The sequence below is a fragment of the Candidatus Centipeda massiliensis genome (genome assembly GCF_900290285.1).
Taxonomy (GTDB): domain Bacteria; phylum Bacillota; class Negativicutes; order Selenomonadales; family Selenomonadaceae; genus Centipeda; species Centipeda massiliensis.
This window is the reverse complement of record NZ_LT985758.1, coordinates 36974-55911: the sequence shown is the minus strand read 5'-3', so window position 1 is coordinate 55911 and position 18938 is coordinate 36974. Positions and strand designations below refer to the sequence as shown.

The 18938-nt window shown below is 56.4% G+C and carries 19 protein-coding genes; 2 read left to right on the top strand and 17 right to left on the bottom strand.

The window, feature by feature from the left end:
* Positions 1-101: 101 nt before the first annotated feature.
* The 17 genes from tsaD to C8273_RS11605 form a co-directional block, all read right to left on the bottom strand.
* Positions 102-1124 carry a tRNA (adenosine(37)-N6)-threonylcarbamoyltransferase complex transferase subunit TsaD gene (gene tsaD, locus C8273_RS11685; protein ID WP_106627881.1) on the bottom strand — a complete coding sequence of 341 codons (1023 nt, stop codon included), beginning with the start codon at positions 1122-1124 and terminating at the stop codon, positions 102-104.
* Complete coding sequence (gene rimI / locus C8273_RS11680) at positions 1087-1575, bottom strand: ribosomal protein S18-alanine N-acetyltransferase (protein ID WP_106627880.1); 489 nt, start codon at positions 1573-1575, stop codon at positions 1087-1089. The genes tsaD and rimI overlap by 38 nt, the downstream gene beginning before the upstream one ends.
* The gene (gene tsaB / locus C8273_RS11675; protein WP_106627879.1) at positions 1572-2291 is read right to left on the bottom strand and encodes a tRNA (adenosine(37)-N6)-threonylcarbamoyltransferase complex dimerization subunit type 1 TsaB; all 720 of its coding nucleotides are present in this window, start codon (positions 2289-2291) and stop codon (positions 1572-1574) included. Before tsaB ends, rimI begins: the two co-directional genes overlap by 4 nt.
* Positions 2272-2748, bottom strand: coding sequence for a tRNA (adenosine(37)-N6)-threonylcarbamoyltransferase complex ATPase subunit type 1 TsaE (gene tsaE / locus C8273_RS11670; protein WP_106627958.1), 477 nt, complete (start codon positions 2746-2748; stop codon positions 2272-2274). Before tsaE ends, tsaB begins: the two co-directional genes overlap by 20 nt.
* A gap of 152 nt (positions 2749-2900) precedes the next feature.
* Positions 2901-3410: a ribosome maturation factor RimM gene (rimM, locus tag C8273_RS11665; protein WP_106627878.1), complete on the bottom strand. Its 510-nt coding sequence runs from the start codon at positions 3408-3410 to the stop codon at positions 2901-2903.
* Positions 3382-3792: a YlqD family protein gene (locus C8273_RS11660; RefSeq protein WP_106627877.1), complete on the bottom strand. Its 411-nt coding sequence runs from the start codon at positions 3790-3792 to the stop codon at positions 3382-3384. Before C8273_RS11660 ends, rimM begins: the two co-directional genes overlap by 29 nt.
* A 69-nt stretch (positions 3793-3861) precedes the next feature.
* Positions 3862-4089, bottom strand: coding sequence for a KH domain-containing protein (locus tag C8273_RS11655; RefSeq protein ID WP_106627876.1), 228 nt, complete (start codon positions 4087-4089; stop codon positions 3862-3864).
* 79 nt (positions 4090-4168) lie between these two features.
* Positions 4169-4444 (bottom strand): 30S ribosomal protein S16, encoded by a 276-nt coding sequence (gene rpsP / locus C8273_RS11650; RefSeq protein WP_106627875.1) that lies wholly within the window; start codon positions 4442-4444, stop codon positions 4169-4171.
* Positions 4445-4480: 36 nt separating this feature from the next.
* Complete coding sequence (gene ffh, locus C8273_RS11645) at positions 4481-5857, bottom strand: signal recognition particle protein (protein ID WP_106627874.1); 1377 nt, start codon at positions 5855-5857, stop codon at positions 4481-4483.
* On the bottom strand, positions 5854-6219 hold the full coding sequence (gene ylxM, locus C8273_RS11640; RefSeq protein ID WP_106627873.1) for a YlxM family DNA-binding protein: 366 nt from the start codon (positions 6217-6219) through the stop codon (positions 5854-5856). The genes ffh and ylxM overlap by 4 nt, the downstream gene beginning before the upstream one ends.
* Positions 6220-6300: 81 nt before the next feature.
* The gene (locus C8273_RS11635; protein ID WP_234344089.1) at positions 6301-7254 is read right to left on the bottom strand and encodes a TIGR02452 family protein; all 954 of its coding nucleotides are present in this window, start codon (positions 7252-7254) and stop codon (positions 6301-6303) included.
* Positions 7255-7275: 21 nt separating this feature from the next.
* A complete protein-coding gene (locus C8273_RS11630; RefSeq protein WP_106627872.1) occupies positions 7276-8025 on the bottom strand; it encodes a hypothetical protein in 750 nt (249 codons plus the stop codon).
* 153 nt (positions 8026-8178) lie between these two features.
* Positions 8179-9624 (bottom strand): DUF438 domain-containing protein, encoded by a 1446-nt coding sequence (locus C8273_RS11625; protein ID WP_106627871.1) that lies wholly within the window; start codon positions 9622-9624, stop codon positions 8179-8181.
* 133 nt (positions 9625-9757) lie between these two features.
* On the bottom strand, positions 9758-12331 hold the full coding sequence (clpB, locus tag C8273_RS11620; RefSeq protein WP_106627870.1) for an ATP-dependent chaperone ClpB: 2574 nt from the start codon (positions 12329-12331) through the stop codon (positions 9758-9760).
* Positions 12332-12472: 141 nt separating this feature from the next.
* A complete protein-coding gene (locus C8273_RS11615) occupies positions 12473-14362 on the bottom strand; it encodes a type I glutamate--ammonia ligase (protein ID WP_106627869.1) in 1890 nt (629 codons plus the stop codon).
* A gap of 128 nt (positions 14363-14490) precedes the next feature.
* Positions 14491-15237, bottom strand: coding sequence for an ABC transporter permease (locus C8273_RS11610; protein ID WP_106627868.1), 747 nt, complete (start codon positions 15235-15237; stop codon positions 14491-14493).
* Positions 15237-15986: an ABC transporter ATP-binding protein gene (locus tag C8273_RS11605; protein ID WP_106627867.1), complete on the bottom strand. Its 750-nt coding sequence runs from the start codon at positions 15984-15986 to the stop codon at positions 15237-15239. The genes C8273_RS11610 and C8273_RS11605 overlap by 1 nt, the downstream gene beginning before the upstream one ends.
* A gap of 158 nt (positions 15987-16144) precedes the next feature.
* Here C8273_RS11605 and trkA point away from each other — a divergent pair, with 158 nt between their 5' ends.
* Positions 16145-17494: a Trk system potassium transporter TrkA gene (gene trkA, locus C8273_RS11600; protein ID WP_106627866.1), complete on the top strand. Its 1350-nt coding sequence runs from the start codon at positions 16145-16147 to the stop codon at positions 17492-17494.
* Positions 17494-18933 (top strand): potassium transporter TrkG, encoded by a 1440-nt coding sequence (locus C8273_RS11595; protein WP_106627865.1) that lies wholly within the window; start codon positions 17494-17496, stop codon positions 18931-18933. The genes trkA and C8273_RS11595 overlap by 1 nt, the downstream gene beginning before the upstream one ends.
* Positions 18934-18938: the final 5 nt, after the last annotated feature.

The following is an 18938-nucleotide window of genomic DNA, read 5'->3' as shown; positions in this document are numbered from 1 at the left end:
AACGACGTTCATACTTGCAACGAAAAGACCTTGCTCTTTGTCATGAGGACTTATGGACAAATAAAAAGAGCCGATGCGTCACACATCAGCCCAACATCATTTCACTGAAAGTCCAACCCCGGTACGGCGTTCAGGTAGAGATCGCAGCACTTCCCTGCCGCCGCCTGATATGCGCCGCGGCAGGCGATCATGGCGGCGTTGTCCGTACACAGGCGCGGCGGCGGGTAGAGATAACGCACGCCCTTCGCTGCTGCCGTCTCGCGCAGACGCTGCTCAAGTGCCTTGTTCGCCGCAACACCGCCCGCAAGGACGAGTGTATCACGCCCCGCTTCGCAAATCGCCTCGAACGCCTTGTGCACGAGTATCTCGACGACGGCGGACTGAAACGAGGCGGCGATATCCGCCTTGTTCAGTTCGCGCCCCTTCATCTTCTCGCTGTTGATATAATTCAGTACAGCGGATTTCAGTCCGCTGAAGCTGAACTCATAGTTCCCCTCCTGCGCGAGTGCACGCGGGAAGTCGATTGCAGCGGGATCGCCCTCGCGTGCGAGCTTATCGATCTCGGGGCCTCCCGGGTACGGAAGCCCCATCACGCGCGCGACCTTATCGAACGCCTCGCCCGCCGCATCATCGCGCGTCCTGCCCATCTGGCGGAACGTCTCGTAGTCCGCGACATCGACGAGTGCCGTATGCCCGCCCGAGACAACGAGTGCCATAAAGGGCGGCGTGAGCTCCTCCGTCGCGAGGAAGTTCGCAAAAATATGCCCCTCGAGGTGATTCACACCGATGAGCGGCACGCCGAGGGAAAACGCGAGTGCCTTCGCCGCCGACACACCGACGAGGAGCGCCCCAACAAGCCCGGGACCATACGTGACGGCGACCTGATCGATGTCCGCAAGCCGGACGTTCGCTTCCTCAAGCGCCTGCTCGACGACGGGCAGGATGCTCAGGATGTGGTTGCGCGAAGCGATCTCGGGCACAACGCCGCCATACTTCTGATGAATCGGAATCTGCGTCGCGATCACGCACGAGCGCAGGTCACGCGTTCCGCGCAGCACCGCCGCCGAGGTCTCGTCACAGCTCGTCTCAATCCCGAGCGTCAGTTTCTCCTGCACGTCTTTCATTTACAAAATCCTTTAGCTTCGTATGCCACATCAGGATCGCGTCTTCATCGTTGTCCTGATAGTATTTCTTGCGCACGCCGATCGCAGCAAAGCCCAGCCCTTCGTAAAGGCGGAGTGCAGGTGTGTTCGACGGGCGCACCTCGAGCGTCATGCGCTCCGCACCACGCTCTGCGGCCACACGCATGAGCTTTTCCATGAGGACTTTCCCCAGTCCCCTGCCCCGCTGCGACGCTGTCAGTGCGATATTCGTCACCTGTGCCTCCTCGAACGAGATCCAGCAGCCACCAAAGCCGATGATCTCCGCATCATCGAGCGCGACGATATAGCAGGCAAAATCGTTCGATGCCTCACGCCAGAAGTCCTCACGCGACCACGGTGTCGGGAAGCTCTCGCACTCGACGCGTGCCACGCCCTCCGCATCCTCGGGCAGGAGTGTGCGAAAGTGAATCACTGCGCCCCCTCCGTGCCGTGACGCTTCTCCCAGAGCACCTCCGCCTCGCTGCGGCGCAGGTAAAGCGGGACAGCTGTCACGGGATCGTCCGTCTCCCCGCGTGCAAGGCGGGTAAGCGCCGCAAGCCCCACACACGCCGCACGCGGCATACGCGCATGAATCGGTGCAAGACGTACGTTTACGGGCAGTTCGACATCCACTTTCCTCTGCATGGCATCCCCGAGCAGGAGCACAGGCTGCTCCGTTTTTGAGAGTCCCGCAATAACCTCTGCGAGCGGCAGAATCGCAAGGGAGCTCTCCTCATGAAGGGTCAGTGCATCTCCGTCTGCACGCCATGTGAATTCCTGCACATAGACATTCCCCTTCTGCGCGTCCATCACAGGAACGAGGCGCACACCCTCACATACACAGTGATGGGCAAGCGCCTCAAGTGTCGGTACTGCAATGAGAGGAATGTGCAGGGCGTATGCCATCATCTTTGCTGATGCCAGCCCGATGCGCAGCCCCGTAAAGGAACCGGGGCCAATGCTGACGGCAATTCCATCGAGTTCGTCCTTTTTCACGCGCGCCATAGCAAGCGCCGTTTCAATGTGCGGCATCAATGTCTCGGAATGCGTCAGCGCCCCCTGCATACTGATCTCCGCCGCAACACACTCTGCCGAGAGGACAGAGACGCTCGAAACCTGTGAGGAGGTATCAATGCTCAGGATCGACAATCTCGCTCAACTCCTCCAACAGTGCCGTGCTCAATTCCCCTTCGGCGGCAAAGGTAAACTGCCTCTGCTCTGCCCCGAGCGCCGTGATGTTCACCTGCAGACGGTCGGTGGGCATCGCATCGGGGAATTTCTCCGCCCACTCGATCAGTACGATCCCCTCCGTTGCCTCCACATACTCATAGAAGCCGATGTCCTCGAGTTCCTCCTCGGATTCAATTCGATAGAGATCGAAATGCACGATGGGACACGCCGCCTCGTAGATGTTCATGAGGTTGAACGTCGGACTCGTCACATCGCTCTCCACGCCGAGCGTCCGCGCCAGCGCACGCACGAAGAGGGTCTTGCCCACCCCAAGTTCTCCATCGAGGCAGATCACCGTCCCCTCGTGGATGATTTTACCAATCGTTCCCGCTAAATGCGCAGTCTCCTCAGGCGAATGCGTGATACAGGTGAGCATATTCCGTCCCCTTTTGAATGCAGGAAGCATGAACATACTCGGTCAACGCTTCCCCAAAAAACCGAAACAATTTGATTTATTATAACATGAGAAAAGATTTTCCGCAAAGAAAAAGCGGAACGGAGAAGCATCTTAATCTTCTCCGCATCCGCCTACTCCGGCAGACGTACCGTCATACGTCCGCTCGGCACGTCAATCGACTGCACAACCGCGCGCAGTGCAGGTATGAGAAGCTCGCGCCCATCCTCACTGCGCACAGCATAGACATCGTTGCTGCCTGTGCGGAGAACATTCTCGACCGAGCCGAGCTCATTGTCCTCCTCATCGTACACCGTCAGCCCCACAATATCAAAGACGTAGTACTCGCCTTCATCGAGAGGTGCTGCCTCCGCGCGTGCAACGGTAAGCAGCCGTCCCGTCAAGCGCTGCGCGTCCTCGCGGACGGTGTACTCACGAAAGCGCATGAGAAAGTTCTTCCCCTGCGGCTTTACATGCGCGACGTGTAGGAGTTCATCCCCCACCATGACTTCGCGCAGCGCAGAAAACCGCTCGGGAAAGTCTGTCAGTGGAATGATGCGCAGGTCGCCGTGAATCCCGTGTGCCGCACCAACGCGCCCGATAACGATACGTCCGTCAGGAACGGATGGCGATAATCTTGTCATCTTCCACCAAAATCTCGACGTTCATCAGCTCGCGCATATCGTCGCCGACCTTTGCCTCGACCTGTCGCTCAAGGGTGCCCTGCACGATCTCCGCGCCCTCGACAAACTTCTGCAGTTCCTCGCGATGTGCCGTCGTCTCCTCGATGTAGTCGATCCGCCGCTGACGCTCCTGCCGAATCGCATTGATGTGCTGGATCGCCTGCGGCGTCAGCTCGCCCTGCTCCGCTTCCTGCATGACGCGCTTCTCTTGAATGCCGAGCTGCTGCACCTCAAGCTCCGCGCGACTGAGACCTTCCTCCATCTCCTTGAGCATCTTTGCGCGCAGCTTCTCCGTCAGCTTTGCTTTAACGGTGACAGGCACCTTGATTGAAATAGAATCCACCCTGTATCTCTCCTTATGCAAAAACGGCGACCGTCTGAGACGCACGCCGTTGCCATGCTTCCTATAGGCTCAGCCGATCTCGACCATCGCCCTCTTATTCTCCTTCGTCGCGGCAGCCTTGACGACACTGCGCAGCGCTTTTGCGATACGCCCCTGCTTGCCAATGACCTTGCCCATGTCATCCTCTGCCACACGAAGTCTCAATATGATCTCCTGATCATCCTGCGTTTCGTCAACGACGACAGCTTCCGGATGATCGACCAAGGATTTTGCGATAACCTCGACTATCTCTTTCACGCTGGTCGTCTCTCCTCATCGCAATACGCACGCCGCGAGAGATCACCGAGATGGATCCCCCGCTCACGCGCTGTATTTGTCAGTCCTTCTGACGCTTTGCCTCGACGAATTTCGCCATCGTGCCGTTCTTGCTCAGGAGGTTCCTGACCGTATCGGTCGGCTGTGCGCCCTTCTTCATCCAATCGATTGCCTTCTCCTCGTCAATGCTGACGACGGCGGGCTGCTTCGACGGATCGTAGTTTCCAAGGATCTCGATGAATCGACCGTCACGCGGTGCACGCGAGTCGGCGACCACAATGCGATAAAAGGGATTCTTCTTCGCACCCATGCGGTTCAAACGAATCTTGACTGCCATAATCTCACCACCTTTCGTTGTGTGATATTTACTGTGTTATTTGAAGAATGGCATCTTCGGAAATCCCATCTCGCCGAGTGACGGCATGGAGGGCATTCCACCCTTGCCCTTCATCTTCTTCATTTTCTTCATCATCTTGCGCATCTCACCAAACTGCTTGAGCAGCTTGTTCACATCCTGCACGCGTGTTCCGCTGCCCGCAGCGATGCGCTTGCGGCGGCTGCCGTTAATGATCGTAATGTCCGCGCGCTCCTTCGGCGTCATCGCACGGATGATTGCCTCCAGCTGACGCATCTCCTTGCCGTCGAGATCAAACTCCTGATCGCCGAGCTTTTTCTTGAGATTGCCCATCCCCGGAATCATGCCGAGGATGCTGTTCAGCGAGCCGAGCTTCTTCACCTGCTGTAGCTGATCGAGGAAGTCGTCGAGCGTGAAGTCGTTCTTGCGAAGCTTCGCCTCCATTTTCTTCGCGTTCTCAAGATCGAAGTTCTCCTGTGCCTTCTCCACGAGAGAGAGCACGTCGCCCATGCCGAGGATGCGCGATGCCATGCGGTCGGGGTGGAACACCTCAAGCGGTTCGAGCTTCTCACCCATACCGACGAACTTTACGGGGCACCCCGTGACCGCCTTGATTGAGAGCGCAGCGCCGCCGCGTGCGTCGCCGTCCAGCTTCGTCATGATAACGCCGTCAAGTCCGAGTGATTCATCAAAGGACTGTGCGACGTTGACGGCTTCCTGACCGGTCATCGCATCGACAACGAGCAGGATCTCGTGTGGCTTTACCGCCGCCTTGATGTCGCGCAGCTCCTGCATGAGCGTTTCGTCGATCTGCAAACGTCCAGCCGTGTCGATGATGACAACATCATTTGCGTGCGATGCCGAATGACCGATTGCGGCGCGCGCAATGGCGACGGCATCCTCCTGTCCCTGCGAGAACACGGGCACTTCGACCTTTTCGCCGATCACTTCGAGCTGCTTGATAGCGGCGGGGCGATAGATGTCGTCCGCGACGAGCAGCGGACGCTTGCCCTGCTTCTTGAGCATGAGCGCGAGCTTGCCCGCCGATGTGGTCTTACCCGAGCCCTGAAGGCCGACGAGCATGATGACGGTCGGCGGGTTCGGACTGATGTTGAGCCGGCTTTCCGTCCCGCCCATCAGTGCGGTCAGTTCCTCGTCAACGATCTTGATGACCGCCTGTGCCGCCGTGAGCGTGTCGAGCACTTCCTGCCCGACGGCACGCTCCTTGACGCGCTTGACGAAGTCCTTGACGACCTTGAAGTTCACGTCCGCTTCGAGGAGTGCCATCCGCACTTCGCGCATGGCATCATTGACATCGTCCTCGGTCAGCTTTCCATGTCCGCGCAGCTTCTTGAAGATCCCCTGCAAACGATCGGACAGATTTTCAAAGATCATTCTCCCACCTCCTTCGTATCATCCTGTGATGTGTATTGTTCCAGTTCGTCCGCGATGCGCCGCACATCAGCACACGCAATCGGTTCTCTGAGTGCACGAAGCTCCGCACAGATGGCGGTAAGTACCTGCTCCTGTGCCTGTTGACGCGCTAGGAGTCCGAGTGTCTCCTCCATCTCCGTGAGCGCACGCTCTGCGCGGCGAATATTGTCATGCGCCGCCTGCCGCGTGATGCCCAGCTCCTCGCCAATCTCCGCGAGGGAAAAGTCCTCCGCGATGTGCAGACGCAGACACTCCCGCTGCTTTCCCGTGAGAAGCCCGCCGTAGAGATCATACAGCCGTGCGAGCTCGTAAAGTCGCTCCATGCACATCACCTGTTCTAAACACTGTTGGAATTATAACGGCAAACGAAAAGCCTGTCAAGTATTTTTCTTGACAGACTTCGATCAATGTTCTTCCGTGAGCCTTTTTGAATGCACTACACCAAACGCAGATGTGTTCTCTTGGTGGACGGATGATTTATTTGTTTGATAAAATCCCGGTGCTGCTGTCACGGCTTCAGATGTATCATTGGTGCATATTGTTCCAACATCCTGAAAGACATCTGCAAATGCGCGAAAATTTTTCTTTTCACCTCTATCAATAATTGCAAATGCTATTGTCTGAAAGTATTTGTGATACCCTTCATCCATAAGAATATCATAAAAATACTTTGCAACGCTATACGGGTCGTGCCCAAATGCACCGCATCCCCATGCGCCAAGAACGAGTGACGAATACCCATGCGCTGCGGCAACGGCAAACATTTTCCTTAGCCTTGATTGCATTACACGGGACAGCACAGCGGGAGAAACCTCCCGCGCCGCACCGTTGCGGTTCGGTGCAGGAATCGTAATGACAGAGGTCAGAAACGGCTCATCCAAAAAATCATCATGAAGATCCCGAAAGACGCATACATGGGGAGATAGTATCATGTAGTCGGAATCACAGGCATTTTTCCGACGATTGTTATAGTCATACATCTCGTATGCCGCATCGCCGCCTATTGAATGATAGAGCGTGCTCTCTCTGCACAAACATTCTTCCTGTGCATTTGCGCCATTTCGAAATCCGCCACCGGGTACATGTGCATTGGCGAAATTCATTACGAGGACGTTCTCCATTCCCTCGGCACAGGCAAAAGAATCTACATCCAAAACATAGATATCAGGAGTATCTGATATGGAGCAGCCACTTTTTACGGCTTCTCCACAGCGTTTTGCCTCTTTGTCATCTATGAGAATTGCTGCGCTATAGTCCTCTTTGGGAAGAAGTATTGTTTTGCCATGCTTTTGGTACCTGCCTTGATGCGTAATCTGTATGGTTTCTTCCGCGATTCGCCTGCGTTCCTGCCGAGACATCGCAGCCCCTCCTTTTTCATCTCATTGCATGGAGGTCTCCCCGACCCACTTCCAATCTTCAATTTGCTGCTCCAATGGTCGATTCCTTATCCCAAGACCGCCGCAATGTGCCAGCGGATATATCACCCCGCCCCCATACGCAGGATCCGCGTTGATCTGTGGATGTTCTTCGATATATTTCATATAGCCCTTATATGGTATTCTGGATCCTTTTACGAGTGCCTTATAAACACATTCAAAGCTCATACGTCCCAAGCACAAAATATTCTTTGGCTGCAATATGGCACATAACTCCCGAAAACGCTCCCTGTCCTTATTCATGAGTTCCTTCTTCATGCCCCTGCTGCTTTCTTTACGCCTATAGCCCAAGCAAAAATTCGTAAAGAAAAGCTCATCGTACCGCTGTTGTGCAATTTCATAACCCAAATGACGAAAGAGCTCAATCAAGTTTTTATCCGTTTGAAACCCACTGTCCATGCTCTTTTCGTCGCTGATATACGGTAAATCTTTTCCGCTGATAATCTCTCTGATCCTATCTTGAAAAGTCTTCGGCGCAGAATATGGGTTGCCCCAGTCCTGTCCAACCAACAAGTATTTGATTTCCGGCGTCGTTTCGGCATATCCTCTGCCCTGCCAATAGGTATAAAGGTTGATTTCTTCACAAACACCAAACGTCTCATCAAGCGGCATCAGAAAAGAAGATCCATCCTGTTCTTGATAGAACTTCCGCGCATCTTTTACAAGCTTTTCATAGGCTTCACGTTTGTTCATTTCTGCCCCTCCTTATACAATTACTAGTATCATAGTATGCACTTCAATAAATAATGTCAAGACTAAAGGAATCCAATCAAAAAAGGCATGAAGCGGCTTCGTGCCAGTTCATGCCTAAGAACTCATTGTATTGTCATATCCTTATGTCACGTCTCAGCGACGGAATTTTTCCAACGGCTCTGCGTGGTCGGTCACGAACTCGACCGTGCCAATGTACTCGCCCGACTTATCATACATCGCCTGATACTGCACGCGGATCGGACGCTCGCGGATGTAGCGGTGCACAATCATCTGCGTGCGCTTCTTCGCTTTGAAGTCGGCAATCAGATTCCGCACCACGGGGATGATTTCGGGCGGATGACAGTTGATCACATCGCGTCCGAGTGCGGACAGCGGACGCGTGAATACCTGCCCCTCGTTCGTGAAGAAGCGAACCACATCGTCCTTGTCGATAAAGGTGATGTCCACGGGCAGGAGCTGAAGGATTGTCGTCAGCTGCTCCATCGACAGTTCGCCCGTTGGGAACTGGAGCTTCCCTCCCACCTGGGACTGTGCGAGACGCGCTGCCTCCTGATCGAGCCACGGCTGCGCCGCCTCCCATGCGAGAATCGGAACGCCGAACGAGATGCCCATATCCGGCAGGTCATGATAGCAGCGATACCATTCCATCTGCGTGAAATAGCGTAGGCTGAGCGGGAAGAGAATCTTCTCCTCCTTGAAGATCATCTCACGGATGCGCTGCGTGAGTGCACGGATCCGTGCCTCATACATGGGCAGCGTCTCTTCATCCGCCTTAAGTGCCTTGATAACCATGGCGAGCTCGCGCTTCATCTCATCGTCGATGCCCCACATGACCTGCGAGGGTCCCGTGACACCGTAGTCGTAGAGAATCGGCATCAGCAGCTCTTCCTTCTTGATGTAGTGGGAGCGCACATCACCGAGTGCAAGCATGTGCTGGAGCATGACCTCCGTACGCTTTGCACCGTCCAGCTCGCCCTCAATCGTGTCAAGCAGGGTCTCAAGTGCTGCATTCTCCGCACGCAGGATCGTGAGCGGATGCCCCTCGGGCAGCGCGTCGATATCGTCGGGATTCACCGATGCCGCCTGTGCGTGAATCTCGTCATGTGAAAGCGCACCCGCCGGCGGCTCGCTTGCCACGCCGTGAAAGAGCGCCGAATGCACATCGCAGAGACGCTGCACCTCTGTGATCGGCATCCCCTCCTTGATGAGGGTCTGCTCCGCCGTCATGATCTCCTGTGCGTCAACGTGGCTGAACTCCTGCACGAAGTCCTTTCGGACAGACTCAAGATCCTCACCGTCGGAAAGACGCTCGATAAAGTTCCGTATGCGTCCCTGACGCGACTGTGCATCATCGCTGATCACCTGATATCCGCGCTCCTCGAACGCCGCGATGACCTTCGAGAGTTCAATCCCCTTCACCGCCGCACCGCGTGGGATTGTCATAATGCGCCCCATCACATTCAGTGCGACGGGATTTGTAATCTCCTTAAAGCCGATCCCCGCCATGATCTCCTTTACTTCGGGATTCTCCTCCACCAGCTCGGCGACCGTCTTTTTCAAATCGAGTACCTTTTCCATGGGTTCTCTCCTTTATCTATATTATCGTACATCATCATCTCTGTGTGATGATTATAACGCACAGCGATGAAAAAGTACTGTAACCTTTGATACGAAAAGAGGGCTGCTCCGAAAAAAGAGCAGCCCCCTATTCTTACAATCTCTTAAACGTAAACTCCGTCCCGTCAAAGCCAAGCTCCACGGTATCGCCGCCGCGCACATCACCCGCGATGATCTTCTTCGAGAGTGCCGTCTCCACGGTATGCGTGAGCAGGCGACGCAGCGGACGCGCACCGAAGTCGGGGTCGAACCCCTCGTCTGCAAGTGCCGTAATCGCCGCATCGTCCCACGTCAGCTGAATATCCGCCTGACGCTCAAGACGCTTGCTGAGTGCCGCGAGCATGATCGCCGCGATGCGCTTCACGTTGTCCTTTGTGAGTGCCTTAAACACAATCGTATCATCCACGCGGTTCAGGAACTCGGGGCGGAAATACTCCTTGAGCAGTGCGCGCACCGCCTGCTCCGCCTCGGCGTAGTCCTTGCTCAGAATCTCATGCGAGCCAAGGTTGCTTGTCATGATGATGACCGTGTTCTTGAAGTTCACGACACGCCCCTTGCCGTCCGTCAGACGCCCGTCGTCGAGAATCTGCAGCAGCACGTTGAACACGTCGCGATGCGCCTTCTCGATCTCGTCGAGCAAAATGACGCTGTACGGGCGGCGGCGCACCGCCTCCGTCAGCTGTCCGCCCTCATCGTAGCCGACGTAGCCCGGAGGCGCACCGATGAGACGCGAGACACTGTGCTTCTCCATGTACTCGCTCATATCGATGCGGATCATGCTCCGCTCATCGTCAAAGAGCGATTCGGCGAGGGTCTTTGCAAGCTCCGTCTTACCGACGCCCGTGGGGCCGAGGAAGATAAACGAACCGATCGGACGGTTCGGATCCTTGATGCCCGCACGCGCACGCAGGATTGCCTCACTGACTGCCGTCACCGCCTCGTCCTGTCCGACGACGCGCTCGTGCAGCACCTCCTCAAGGCGGAGCAGCTTCTCGCGCTCGCCCGTCATCATCTTCGTCACGGGAATACCCGTCCAACGGCTGACGACACGCGCGATGTCCTCCTCGCCGACCTCTTCCTTGAGCATCTGCTCACCGTCCGCCTTGGCGGCAATCGCCGCTTCCTCTTCCGCAAGCTTCTTCTCGAGTTCCGGCATCTTTCCGTATTTCAGCTCCGACGCACGCGCAAGGTTCTGGGCGCGCTCCGCCGCCTCCATCTCGCCGCGCAGTTCGTCCATCTCCTTCTTGATGGCACGCACGCGCAGAATGGACTGTGTTTCCTCCTCCCACTTCGCTTGGAGTTTCGCCTCTTCAGCGTGCAGCTCCTCCTTCTCTGCAACAAGAGAGGCAAGCTTTTCCTTCGACGCCTCGTCCGTCTCTTTTTTCAATGCCTCCTCCTCGATGTCGAGTTGGAGAATCTTGCGCCGAATCTCGTCAAGCGGTGCGGGCATGGATTCAATCTCCGTGCGCAGCTTCGCCGCCGCCTCATCGACGAGATCGATTGCCTTGTCCGGCAGGAAGCGGTCAGAGATATAGCGGTCGGAGAGCGTCGCCGCCGCAACGAGTGCCGCGTCACGAATGCGCACGCCGTGATGCACTTCGTAGCGCTCCTTGAGCCCGCGCAGAATCGAGATCGTGTCCTCCACGCTCGGCTCACCGACCATGACGGGCTGGAAGCGGCGTTCGAGCGCCGTATCCTTCTCGATGTACTTGCGGTACTCGTTCAGCGTCGTCGCACCAATGCAGCGCAACTCACCGCGCGCAAGAAGCGGCTTCAATAGGTTGCCCGCATCCATCGCACCCTCTGCTGCACCCGCACCGACAACCGTATGCACCTCGTCGATGAAGAGCAAAATCTGCCCCTCGGACTTTGCGATTTCGTTCAGCACACCCTTGAGGCGTTCCTCAAACTCGCCGCGAAATTTTGCACCTGCAACGAGTGCGCCCATATCAAGCGAGTAGAGCGTCTTGTTCTTCAGCGACTCGGGCACATCCCCTGCCACAATGCGGCGAGCAAGCCCCTCGACGATCGCCGTCTTGCCAACGCCCGGCTCACCGATCAGCACGGGGTTGTTTTTTGTCCGGCGCGAGAGAATTTCAATCGAGCGACGGATCTCCTCGTCGCGTCCGATCACGGGGTCGAGCTTGTTTGCACGCGCAGCCGCTGTCAGATCGCGTCCGTATTTTTCGAGCGACTGATAGCCCTCCTCTGGGTTGTCGCTCGTGACATTCTGCTTGCGATGCTTCTGAATCGCCTCCTGCACCGCGCTCTTCGTCAGACGGAACTCACGCGCGATGCTCTGTACCTCGTCGCTCCCGTCCGTGATGAGTGCGAGCAGGAGGTGCTCCGTCGAGACGTATTCGTCCTTCATCGACTTCGCCAGTTCCTCGGCTCGCCCGAGCACGCGCACCATATCCATCCCCATGCCGAGACGATTCGTCCCGCGCACGCTCGGGATGGCGGCAAGTTCCTTTTCGAGCCGCGCCTTGAGCATCGGCAGATCAACGCCGCAGACATCAAAGATGGTTGCAAGCAAGCCCTCCGGCTCCTTCGCGAGTGCGAGCAGTACGTGCACCGACGTGATTTCCTGATGGTAGCGCATCGCCGCGATCTGCTGTGCCGATTGCAGCGCGGCAAGTGTCCGCGCCGTGTATTTATCCTGTTCCATAATCTGTCCCTCCACAGTTCATTTCATCATTCTTGCCCCCATTATAACAGATAAAGTCAAAAAGTCAAATGTTTTTCTTTGATTTTTTGACTTTTATTTTTTAAAAGAGGCTCTGCCTTCGTGGAACAGAGCCTCATACATTCAGATCATATTCTTTTTATATGCGTCGTAGAGCTCCTTGAGCTCCTCCATCTTCGCATACATCTCAAGCTGCAGCGCGGATGCAGTCGGATAGTCCCCCTCATTGAGCGCCTTGATGAGCAGTGTAAAGAGAGCCTTGTCGTCAATCGTGTCCTTTGCGAGGTAGATGCGCAGATCGTGGATCTTGTTCCACATATAGGCATCCTGATCCGTCACGAAATCACTCTTGATCTCCTTCATGCGGCGGACGATGTTGCGGTTCTCGGGAATAATGCGGCTGATGAGCTCGATCTTCCAGCGCAGGAGTGCTCCCGTACGGAACGAGTCGATGATCTGCGGACGGAGTGTATTCGCCTGTGTGAGCACCGCCACCTTTTCGGAGTAGAGATCAAAGCCGAGCATATTCTCCCAAACCGTCGCGGGCGGCTTGCCGAAGCGTGCGTCACGCTCGTCCGCCGTATAGTGCTCGAATACGTCCTCCTCGCTCCGATAGGCACGGTCTTTCTCAAGATAGCCTGCCGACTCTCCCGGCTGTTTCGAGAGTTCCGCAAGCAGCTGTTCCGCCGTACGCCCCGCCGAATACCGAATGCCGTCCAGAATTGCAAGATAGGAAGCAGCGATGACAAGGTAGGTGTTTGAGTACGGATTTGTCGCACGCAGCTCAAAGCGCGTCGCAAGCGGATTCTTGAGGTCGCGTATCAGACTTACAAGCACCGTGCGGTTGCGCGACGGGATCGCAGGCGATGCGCCAAACGACGTGACGACGCAGACAGGAGCCTCAAAGCCGGGCTTCAGACGGTTGAACGCGTCGTTCGTCGCGGAGACGAACGGGTTGATCACCTCATAGTTTTTGAGCAGCCCCATGAGTGCGCCGTAGCCGACCGCATTCATATAGTGCGCGTTCTGATCGTCCGCAGCGAAGAGGCTGTGACGCTTGCCATCCTTTGTGATTGCCGCGAGACTGAGATGCGTGTGCTCACCATTGCCCGCAAGCCCGATCAGCGGCTTCGCCTTGAAGTTGACCTCAAGCCCGTAGAGGCGGAAGATCTCGCGGACGAACGTGCGAACGAAAAGCTCGTTGTCCGCCGCCTGCACGGCACTATCGTACTGCCAGTCGATCTCGATCTGCTCGCAGACGTGCGTCATGCGCCCGTTCTCATTGATCTGCGCCTTGAGCCCTCCGACCTCCTTGTGCCCCATCTCCATGTGGAAACCGTATTTGTCAAGCTGGATAATGCAGTCCTCAAGCGCCGTGCGTACCGCTCCGTGCGTACGCTCCCAATACTGCTCGTTCATCACCTGCGAGGCGGACATCTCCTCGATGGATGCGTTGTCGTCGAGCGGAGTCTTGACCCAGAACTCAAGCTCTGTTGCCGACGTGAACGCAATGTCCACAATATCTGCACCGTTCAGGCTCGGACTGCCCGAGATCTTTGGATTGGCATGGAAAAAGTCCAGCAGCTCCTTCTTCACGTATGCGAGCGTATCCACAAGTACCGCACGCGAGTCGACACGCTTCTCCTCGTGAATGATAAAGGACGGAATACGCAGTGTCCCAATCGGAAGCCCCGTCTCCTCATCCGTGCCCTCGGGATCGTAGTCCACGAACCAGTTGACCGCAGGATCAATCGGAAGATCCACCTTCGCATTGTTGATCGTTGCAATCTTCGGAAGAACCACAGAGGATCCATCCGTCTGCACGGCGGTTCCGTTGTAGAATTTCTCAATGTCCTCCATGAAGATCCGCACGGGAATCTTCTCGTCCGTATCATTGCCCGCCATGTCGATGCCGACAAGCGAGACGAAGCGCACCTCCGGATGCGCCTGAAGCTGACGAATGATCTCTTCGCGCGGCGTATTGGCAGGAATTTTATAGAGAAGTTCATTCATCTTTGCGTACCACCCTTTTCCAAAAGAATGCCCATGCGGCATAAACTCACGCGCCCATCTTACCATTTTTCAGTATGGATTGTAAAGCTACTGATAAGAAGTATTCACGCAGAACACCGCCCTGCTTTTCATACGGTATGGTTCCATGCGCACATCCTCCGCTCTGCCCAGTCGAGCAGGATGAAGAGAAGCAGCCCCATCGTGCTGAGGACGACGATGCCGGCGTACATATCGAGGTAGTTTACGCGCAGCCACGCATCCATGATATAGTAGCCAATGCCATACTGCGTGCCAAACGTCTCTGTGAAGAACAGCACGGAGATCGCCGTCGCCATCGCCACGCGCACCGCCGTGATAAACTTCGGCAGGGAGGCGGGCACGATGATATGTCGTACGATCTGAGGGAATGACGCGCCGAGGACGCGCAGCGGCGCATACGTCTCGGGCGGGATTGCGGCGACGGCATCGCGCACGGCGACGACAACCTGAAAGACAATGATGAGGAATACGAGCAGCAGCTTGCTCGCCTCCCCTACGCCGAAAAGCAGCATGGCGACAGGCAGGAGCGCGATCTTCGGCACAGGATAGGTCAGATAGAGGATGGGTGCAAGGAGGCGGTTCGCGCGCGGGAAATAGCCCATCACAACACCGAGAGGATACCCCACAGCAACGGCAGCAAGCAGCCCAAGCATGATGCGCATGAGACTGTATCCCGCATGAATGGCAATCGTATCGGGGAATTTCGCCGCGAGGCGCAGGAGCACCTGCACGGGCGACGGGATCACGGGCATTTGAAGAAGCTGTGCCATGCTCCACCAAAGGGCAAGGCAGAGCAGGATACCGAGCGCAAACATCCGCAGTGAAATCTTGCCCATCAGACACCTCCCCCTGCAATTTTTGCACGCAAGCGCTGTCCCATCGCAAAGAACTTCGGTGAGGAACGGTGCGAAAGATCGCCTCCAAAGGGATTGTCAATGAGTTCGGTCACGCGCCCCGGTGTCCCACGCATAACGGCAATCCTACCTGCAAGCGTCAGTGCCTCCTCCACATAGTGCGTCACGAGCAAGGTCGTAACGGCATACTTTTGCCAAAGCGAGAGAAAGACCTCCTGCATCGACTCGCGCGTGATCGCATCGAGCGCGGAGAACGGCTCATCCATCAAGAGGAGATCGGGCGCGAGCAAAAAGACACGCGCGAGTCCCACACGCTGCTGCTGGCCTCCCGAGAGTTCACGCGGATAGCGCGTGAGCAGTTCGGTCAGCCCGAGATCCGAGACAATCTCATCGAATGTTTGCATCCGCTGTGCGTTCCATTCTCCCTTGATCCGCACGCCGAGCAGGATGTTCTCACGCACGGTTTTCCACGCAAGCAATCCATAGTTCTGCGGCAGGAAGCCGATGCGCAGCCGACGCGGGTCGAGGGGCGCACCGCCCTCCGTCACCGTGCCCGCAGTGGGGCGCAGAAGTCCTGCCGCAACGCGCAGCAGCGTCGACTTGCCACAGCCCGACGCACCGATGAGCGCAAGTACCGTTCCGCGCTCCACACAGAGCGACGTATTGGCAAGCGCGTGTACGGCATCCTCCCCCGTTCCATAGTCCACGGACACCCCCGAAAAGCACAGCAAACAATCACCTCTCTCCAAAAACTGCTATGACATAGTCTAACACAAATTTCTCATTTCGACAAAAATACCCTTGCCGCATATCATCCGTTTCTATCCCAATCTCATATTTTATGGTATACTTTTTATATTCTATTCGAGAAACGCAGGAGGGACTCATCGTGCGGATTGTAATTGCGGGTGCGGGACGGTTGGGCTACAGCATTGCGGCGCTGCTCTCGGAGGAGGGCATGGATGTCGTCGTCGTGGACGGCGAGGAGAGTCAGCTTGAGGCGGCGAAGACGACGCTCGATGTGCTGACAATCGAGGCAAATATCGCCAGTCCGCTCACGATGAATGATCCCGACATCAAGAGCGCGGACATCCTCATCGCCGTGACGGAGAGCGACGAGGTGAACATCGTCGCCTGCGTGCTTGCGAAAAAACACGGCATCACGCACACAATCGCGCGCATCCGCGACATGAGTGTTACGGTACAGGCAGGACAGTATCTCAAAGAGAATTTTGACATTGATCTCGTGCTCAATCCAGAGCTCATCACGGCAAATGAAATCTCCCGCATCCTCATGACCCCCGCCGCACTCAACGTAGAGGACTTTGCACAGGGCAAGGTGCGCCTTTTCGAGACGCGCATCCGCCGCCGCTCCGCCATCGCCCGTAAGGAACTCAAATCACTGACACTGCCACACGGCGTGCTCGCAGGGCTGATCTTCCGCGATCATCGCATGATTATTCCACATGGCGACGATATGTTCCTCCCGGGGGATAATGCCTACTTCATCGGGCTGCCCGAACGCATTGAGGAGTTCAGCCAAAGCCTCGTACCGAGCGACACGCATAAGCTAAAACGCGCCGCCATCATCGGGGCTGGGCGGACAGGGCGCGCGCTCGCACTTCTGCTGGAACGACAGGACGTGCAGGTGAAGGTGATCGACCGAAATCGTGAACGCTGCGAACTGCTCGCGGAGAAGCTGACCACGGGTCTTGCAATCTGCGGTGACGGTACAGATATCGACCTTCTCACAGAGGAGGGCGTCGCTGAGGCGGATGTCATTGTCTGCCTGACAGAGGACGATAAGCTGAACCTGATGCTGGCTCTCCTTGCACGCCATCTCTCGGATAACAAGATCAAGACGGTCGTGCGCGTCGACCGCAATGAATACATCGACCTCATGGAGAAGGTCGGCGTCAATATCGCCCTCTCCGCACGACTTCTCTCCGCAAGCGAGGTGCTTGCCTACGCGCGCGGCGGCGATGTGACGCGTGTGACCCTTCTTGAGGGCGCACGCGCGGAGGCACTGGAGGTGATCGTCAGTCCCGGTGCTCCCATCGTCGGAAAGAAGTTGATGAACGCAAATCTCCCGCGCGAATGCCTCGTATGCGCTTATGTACGCAATGAGGAGGCGGCAATTCCGAACGGCATGACGGAGCTGCAGCCGGGCGACCGCGTGATCCTCTTCGTCCTCAAAAGCTTCGCAAAAAAGGCACTTGCCTATTTTGGAGACGACTGATGCGCTTTGATTTATTCTGGGTACTGATGGGGCGTACCGCTTATGTCTTTGCGCCGCTCTACCTCATCCCATTTGGCTACGGTTTTTTACACGGCGATCCGCTCGCAGGTTCTTTTCTCGCGCTTGGCGTTTTGACCGCCATTCTCGGCATGGTATTCGGCAATATGGGACGCAGTCACATGCGCCAGCTGTCCATCGAGGAGGGCACACTTTTCCTCCTCTCTGTCTGGTTCCTACTCGCCGTACTCAGTATGCTGCCGTTTCATCTGGCGGGGCTGCATCTCTCGCCTGCAGATACGTTCTTCGAGTGCATCTCCGCACTCACGACAACGGGAATGACAACACTCGGGAATACGCTCCCCCCCACCCTCATCCTCTGGCGTGGGATCATGAGTTGGTTCGGCGGACTGCTCTTCATCGTCATTCTCGTGTCGGTGCTGCCCGTCGTCGGCGGCTGCTTCGGTGTGGATTTCAACGTGCGGCAGGAGCGCCTTTTCAGTCCGCTCTGGAATCGCATGACGCATCCCATGCGCGAGATGACTCTACTCTACATTGCCATCACAGGAGTCGCCGTTATCATCTATCTCGCGGTGGGTGATGAAATCTTTCCCGCACTCATTCTCGCCCTCTTTACGATCTCCTCAGGCGCAGGGCCGATGACGGGAGGGCTGCCCCCTTCACCGCCTCTTATGCTCAGTGCCGGACTTGTTAGTCTGCTCTCGGCGCTGCCCCTTCTCACCGTTTGGCAAATGCTGCGGCGCCGATCTGGAACACTGCTCACACAGCATACGGAACTGCGCGCATTCTTTATCCTCTTTGGCACTGCGGGAACACTCCTTGTGATCCCGCCGCTGCTCCACGGCACGCAGCCAATCACAGAAGCATTCTCCTACAGCTATTTTTATGCAATCTCTTTTCTTTCGACCAACGGATTGCTGCTGCAGGAGGAGGTTCCCTTTCATAACGGCTCCACGCTTCTGCTCATCCTGCTTTCCATGATTGGCGGCTGCATGGGTTCGGCGGCGGGTGGTTTTCGTATCTCGCGCGTGCTCGTACTCATCTCTCTCGCATGGACAGAGCTGCTCCGTACGCTGCATCCACGCATGGTACTTTCCGTACGGCAGGGCGGTGGAATCGTCCCTCTGCATTCTGCGGGACGGATTCTCGTGCTTGCATTCTTCTTCGCCGCCGTCTTTTCGATCAGCAGCCTTCTCGTCGCACTCGCGGGACTCACGCCCATCGAGACGATCACACTGACCGTCTCCTGCCTCACGACGACGGGCGGCGTCGCCTCGCTCACGGATCTGAATACGGTCGCCGGACTGCCCGTATGGACAAAGATCGTATGCGCCCTCCTCATGATCCTTGGGCGCATTGAAATCTTCGCCGCCTTTCTCTTTGTCGGCATCCTCTTTGAGGATACGGGGCATAAATGGTAGTATGC

Coding starts and splice junctions, on each gene's coding strand:
- rimM (WP_106627878.1), bottom strand. CDS start 3,410: ATGACAAGATTATCGCCATCCGTTCCTGACGGACGTATCGTTATCGGG.
- ylxM (WP_106627873.1), bottom strand. CDS start 6,219: ATGGAGCGACTTTACGAGCTCGCACGGCTGTATGATCTCTACGGCGGG.
- C8273_RS11635 (WP_234344089.1), bottom strand. CDS start 7,254: ATGTCTCGGCAGGAACGCAGGCGAATCGCGGAAGAAACCATACAGATT.
- ffh (WP_106627874.1), bottom strand. CDS start 5,857: ATGATCTTTGAAAATCTGTCCGATCGTTTGCAGGGGATCTTCAAGAAG.
- tsaD (WP_106627881.1), bottom strand. CDS start 1,124: ATGAAAGACGTGCAGGAGAAACTGACGCTCGGGATTGAGACGAGCTGT.
- C8273_RS11630 (WP_106627872.1), bottom strand. CDS start 8,025: ATGAACAAACGTGAAGCCTATGAAAAGCTTGTAAAAGATGCGCGGAAG.
- C8273_RS11595 (WP_106627865.1), top strand. CDS start 17,494: ATGCGCTTTGATTTATTCTGGGTACTGATGGGGCGTACCGCTTATGTC.
- C8273_RS11625 (WP_106627871.1), bottom strand. CDS start 9,624: ATGGAAAAGGTACTCGATTTGAAAAAGACGGTCGCCGAGCTGGTGGAG.
- C8273_RS11615 (WP_106627869.1), bottom strand. CDS start 14,362: ATGAATGAACTTCTCTATAAAATTCCTGCCAATACGCCGCGCGAAGAG.
- clpB (WP_106627870.1), bottom strand. CDS start 12,331: ATGGAACAGGATAAATACACGGCGCGGACACTTGCCGCGCTGCAATCG.
- rpsP (WP_106627875.1), bottom strand. CDS start 4,444: ATGGCAGTCAAGATTCGTTTGAACCGCATGGGTGCGAAGAAGAATCCC.
- C8273_RS11610 (WP_106627868.1), bottom strand. CDS start 15,237: ATGGGCAAGATTTCACTGCGGATGTTTGCGCTCGGTATCCTGCTCTGC.
- tsaE (WP_106627958.1), bottom strand. CDS start 2,748: ATGCTCACCTGTATCACGCATTCGCCTGAGGAGACTGCGCATTTAGCG.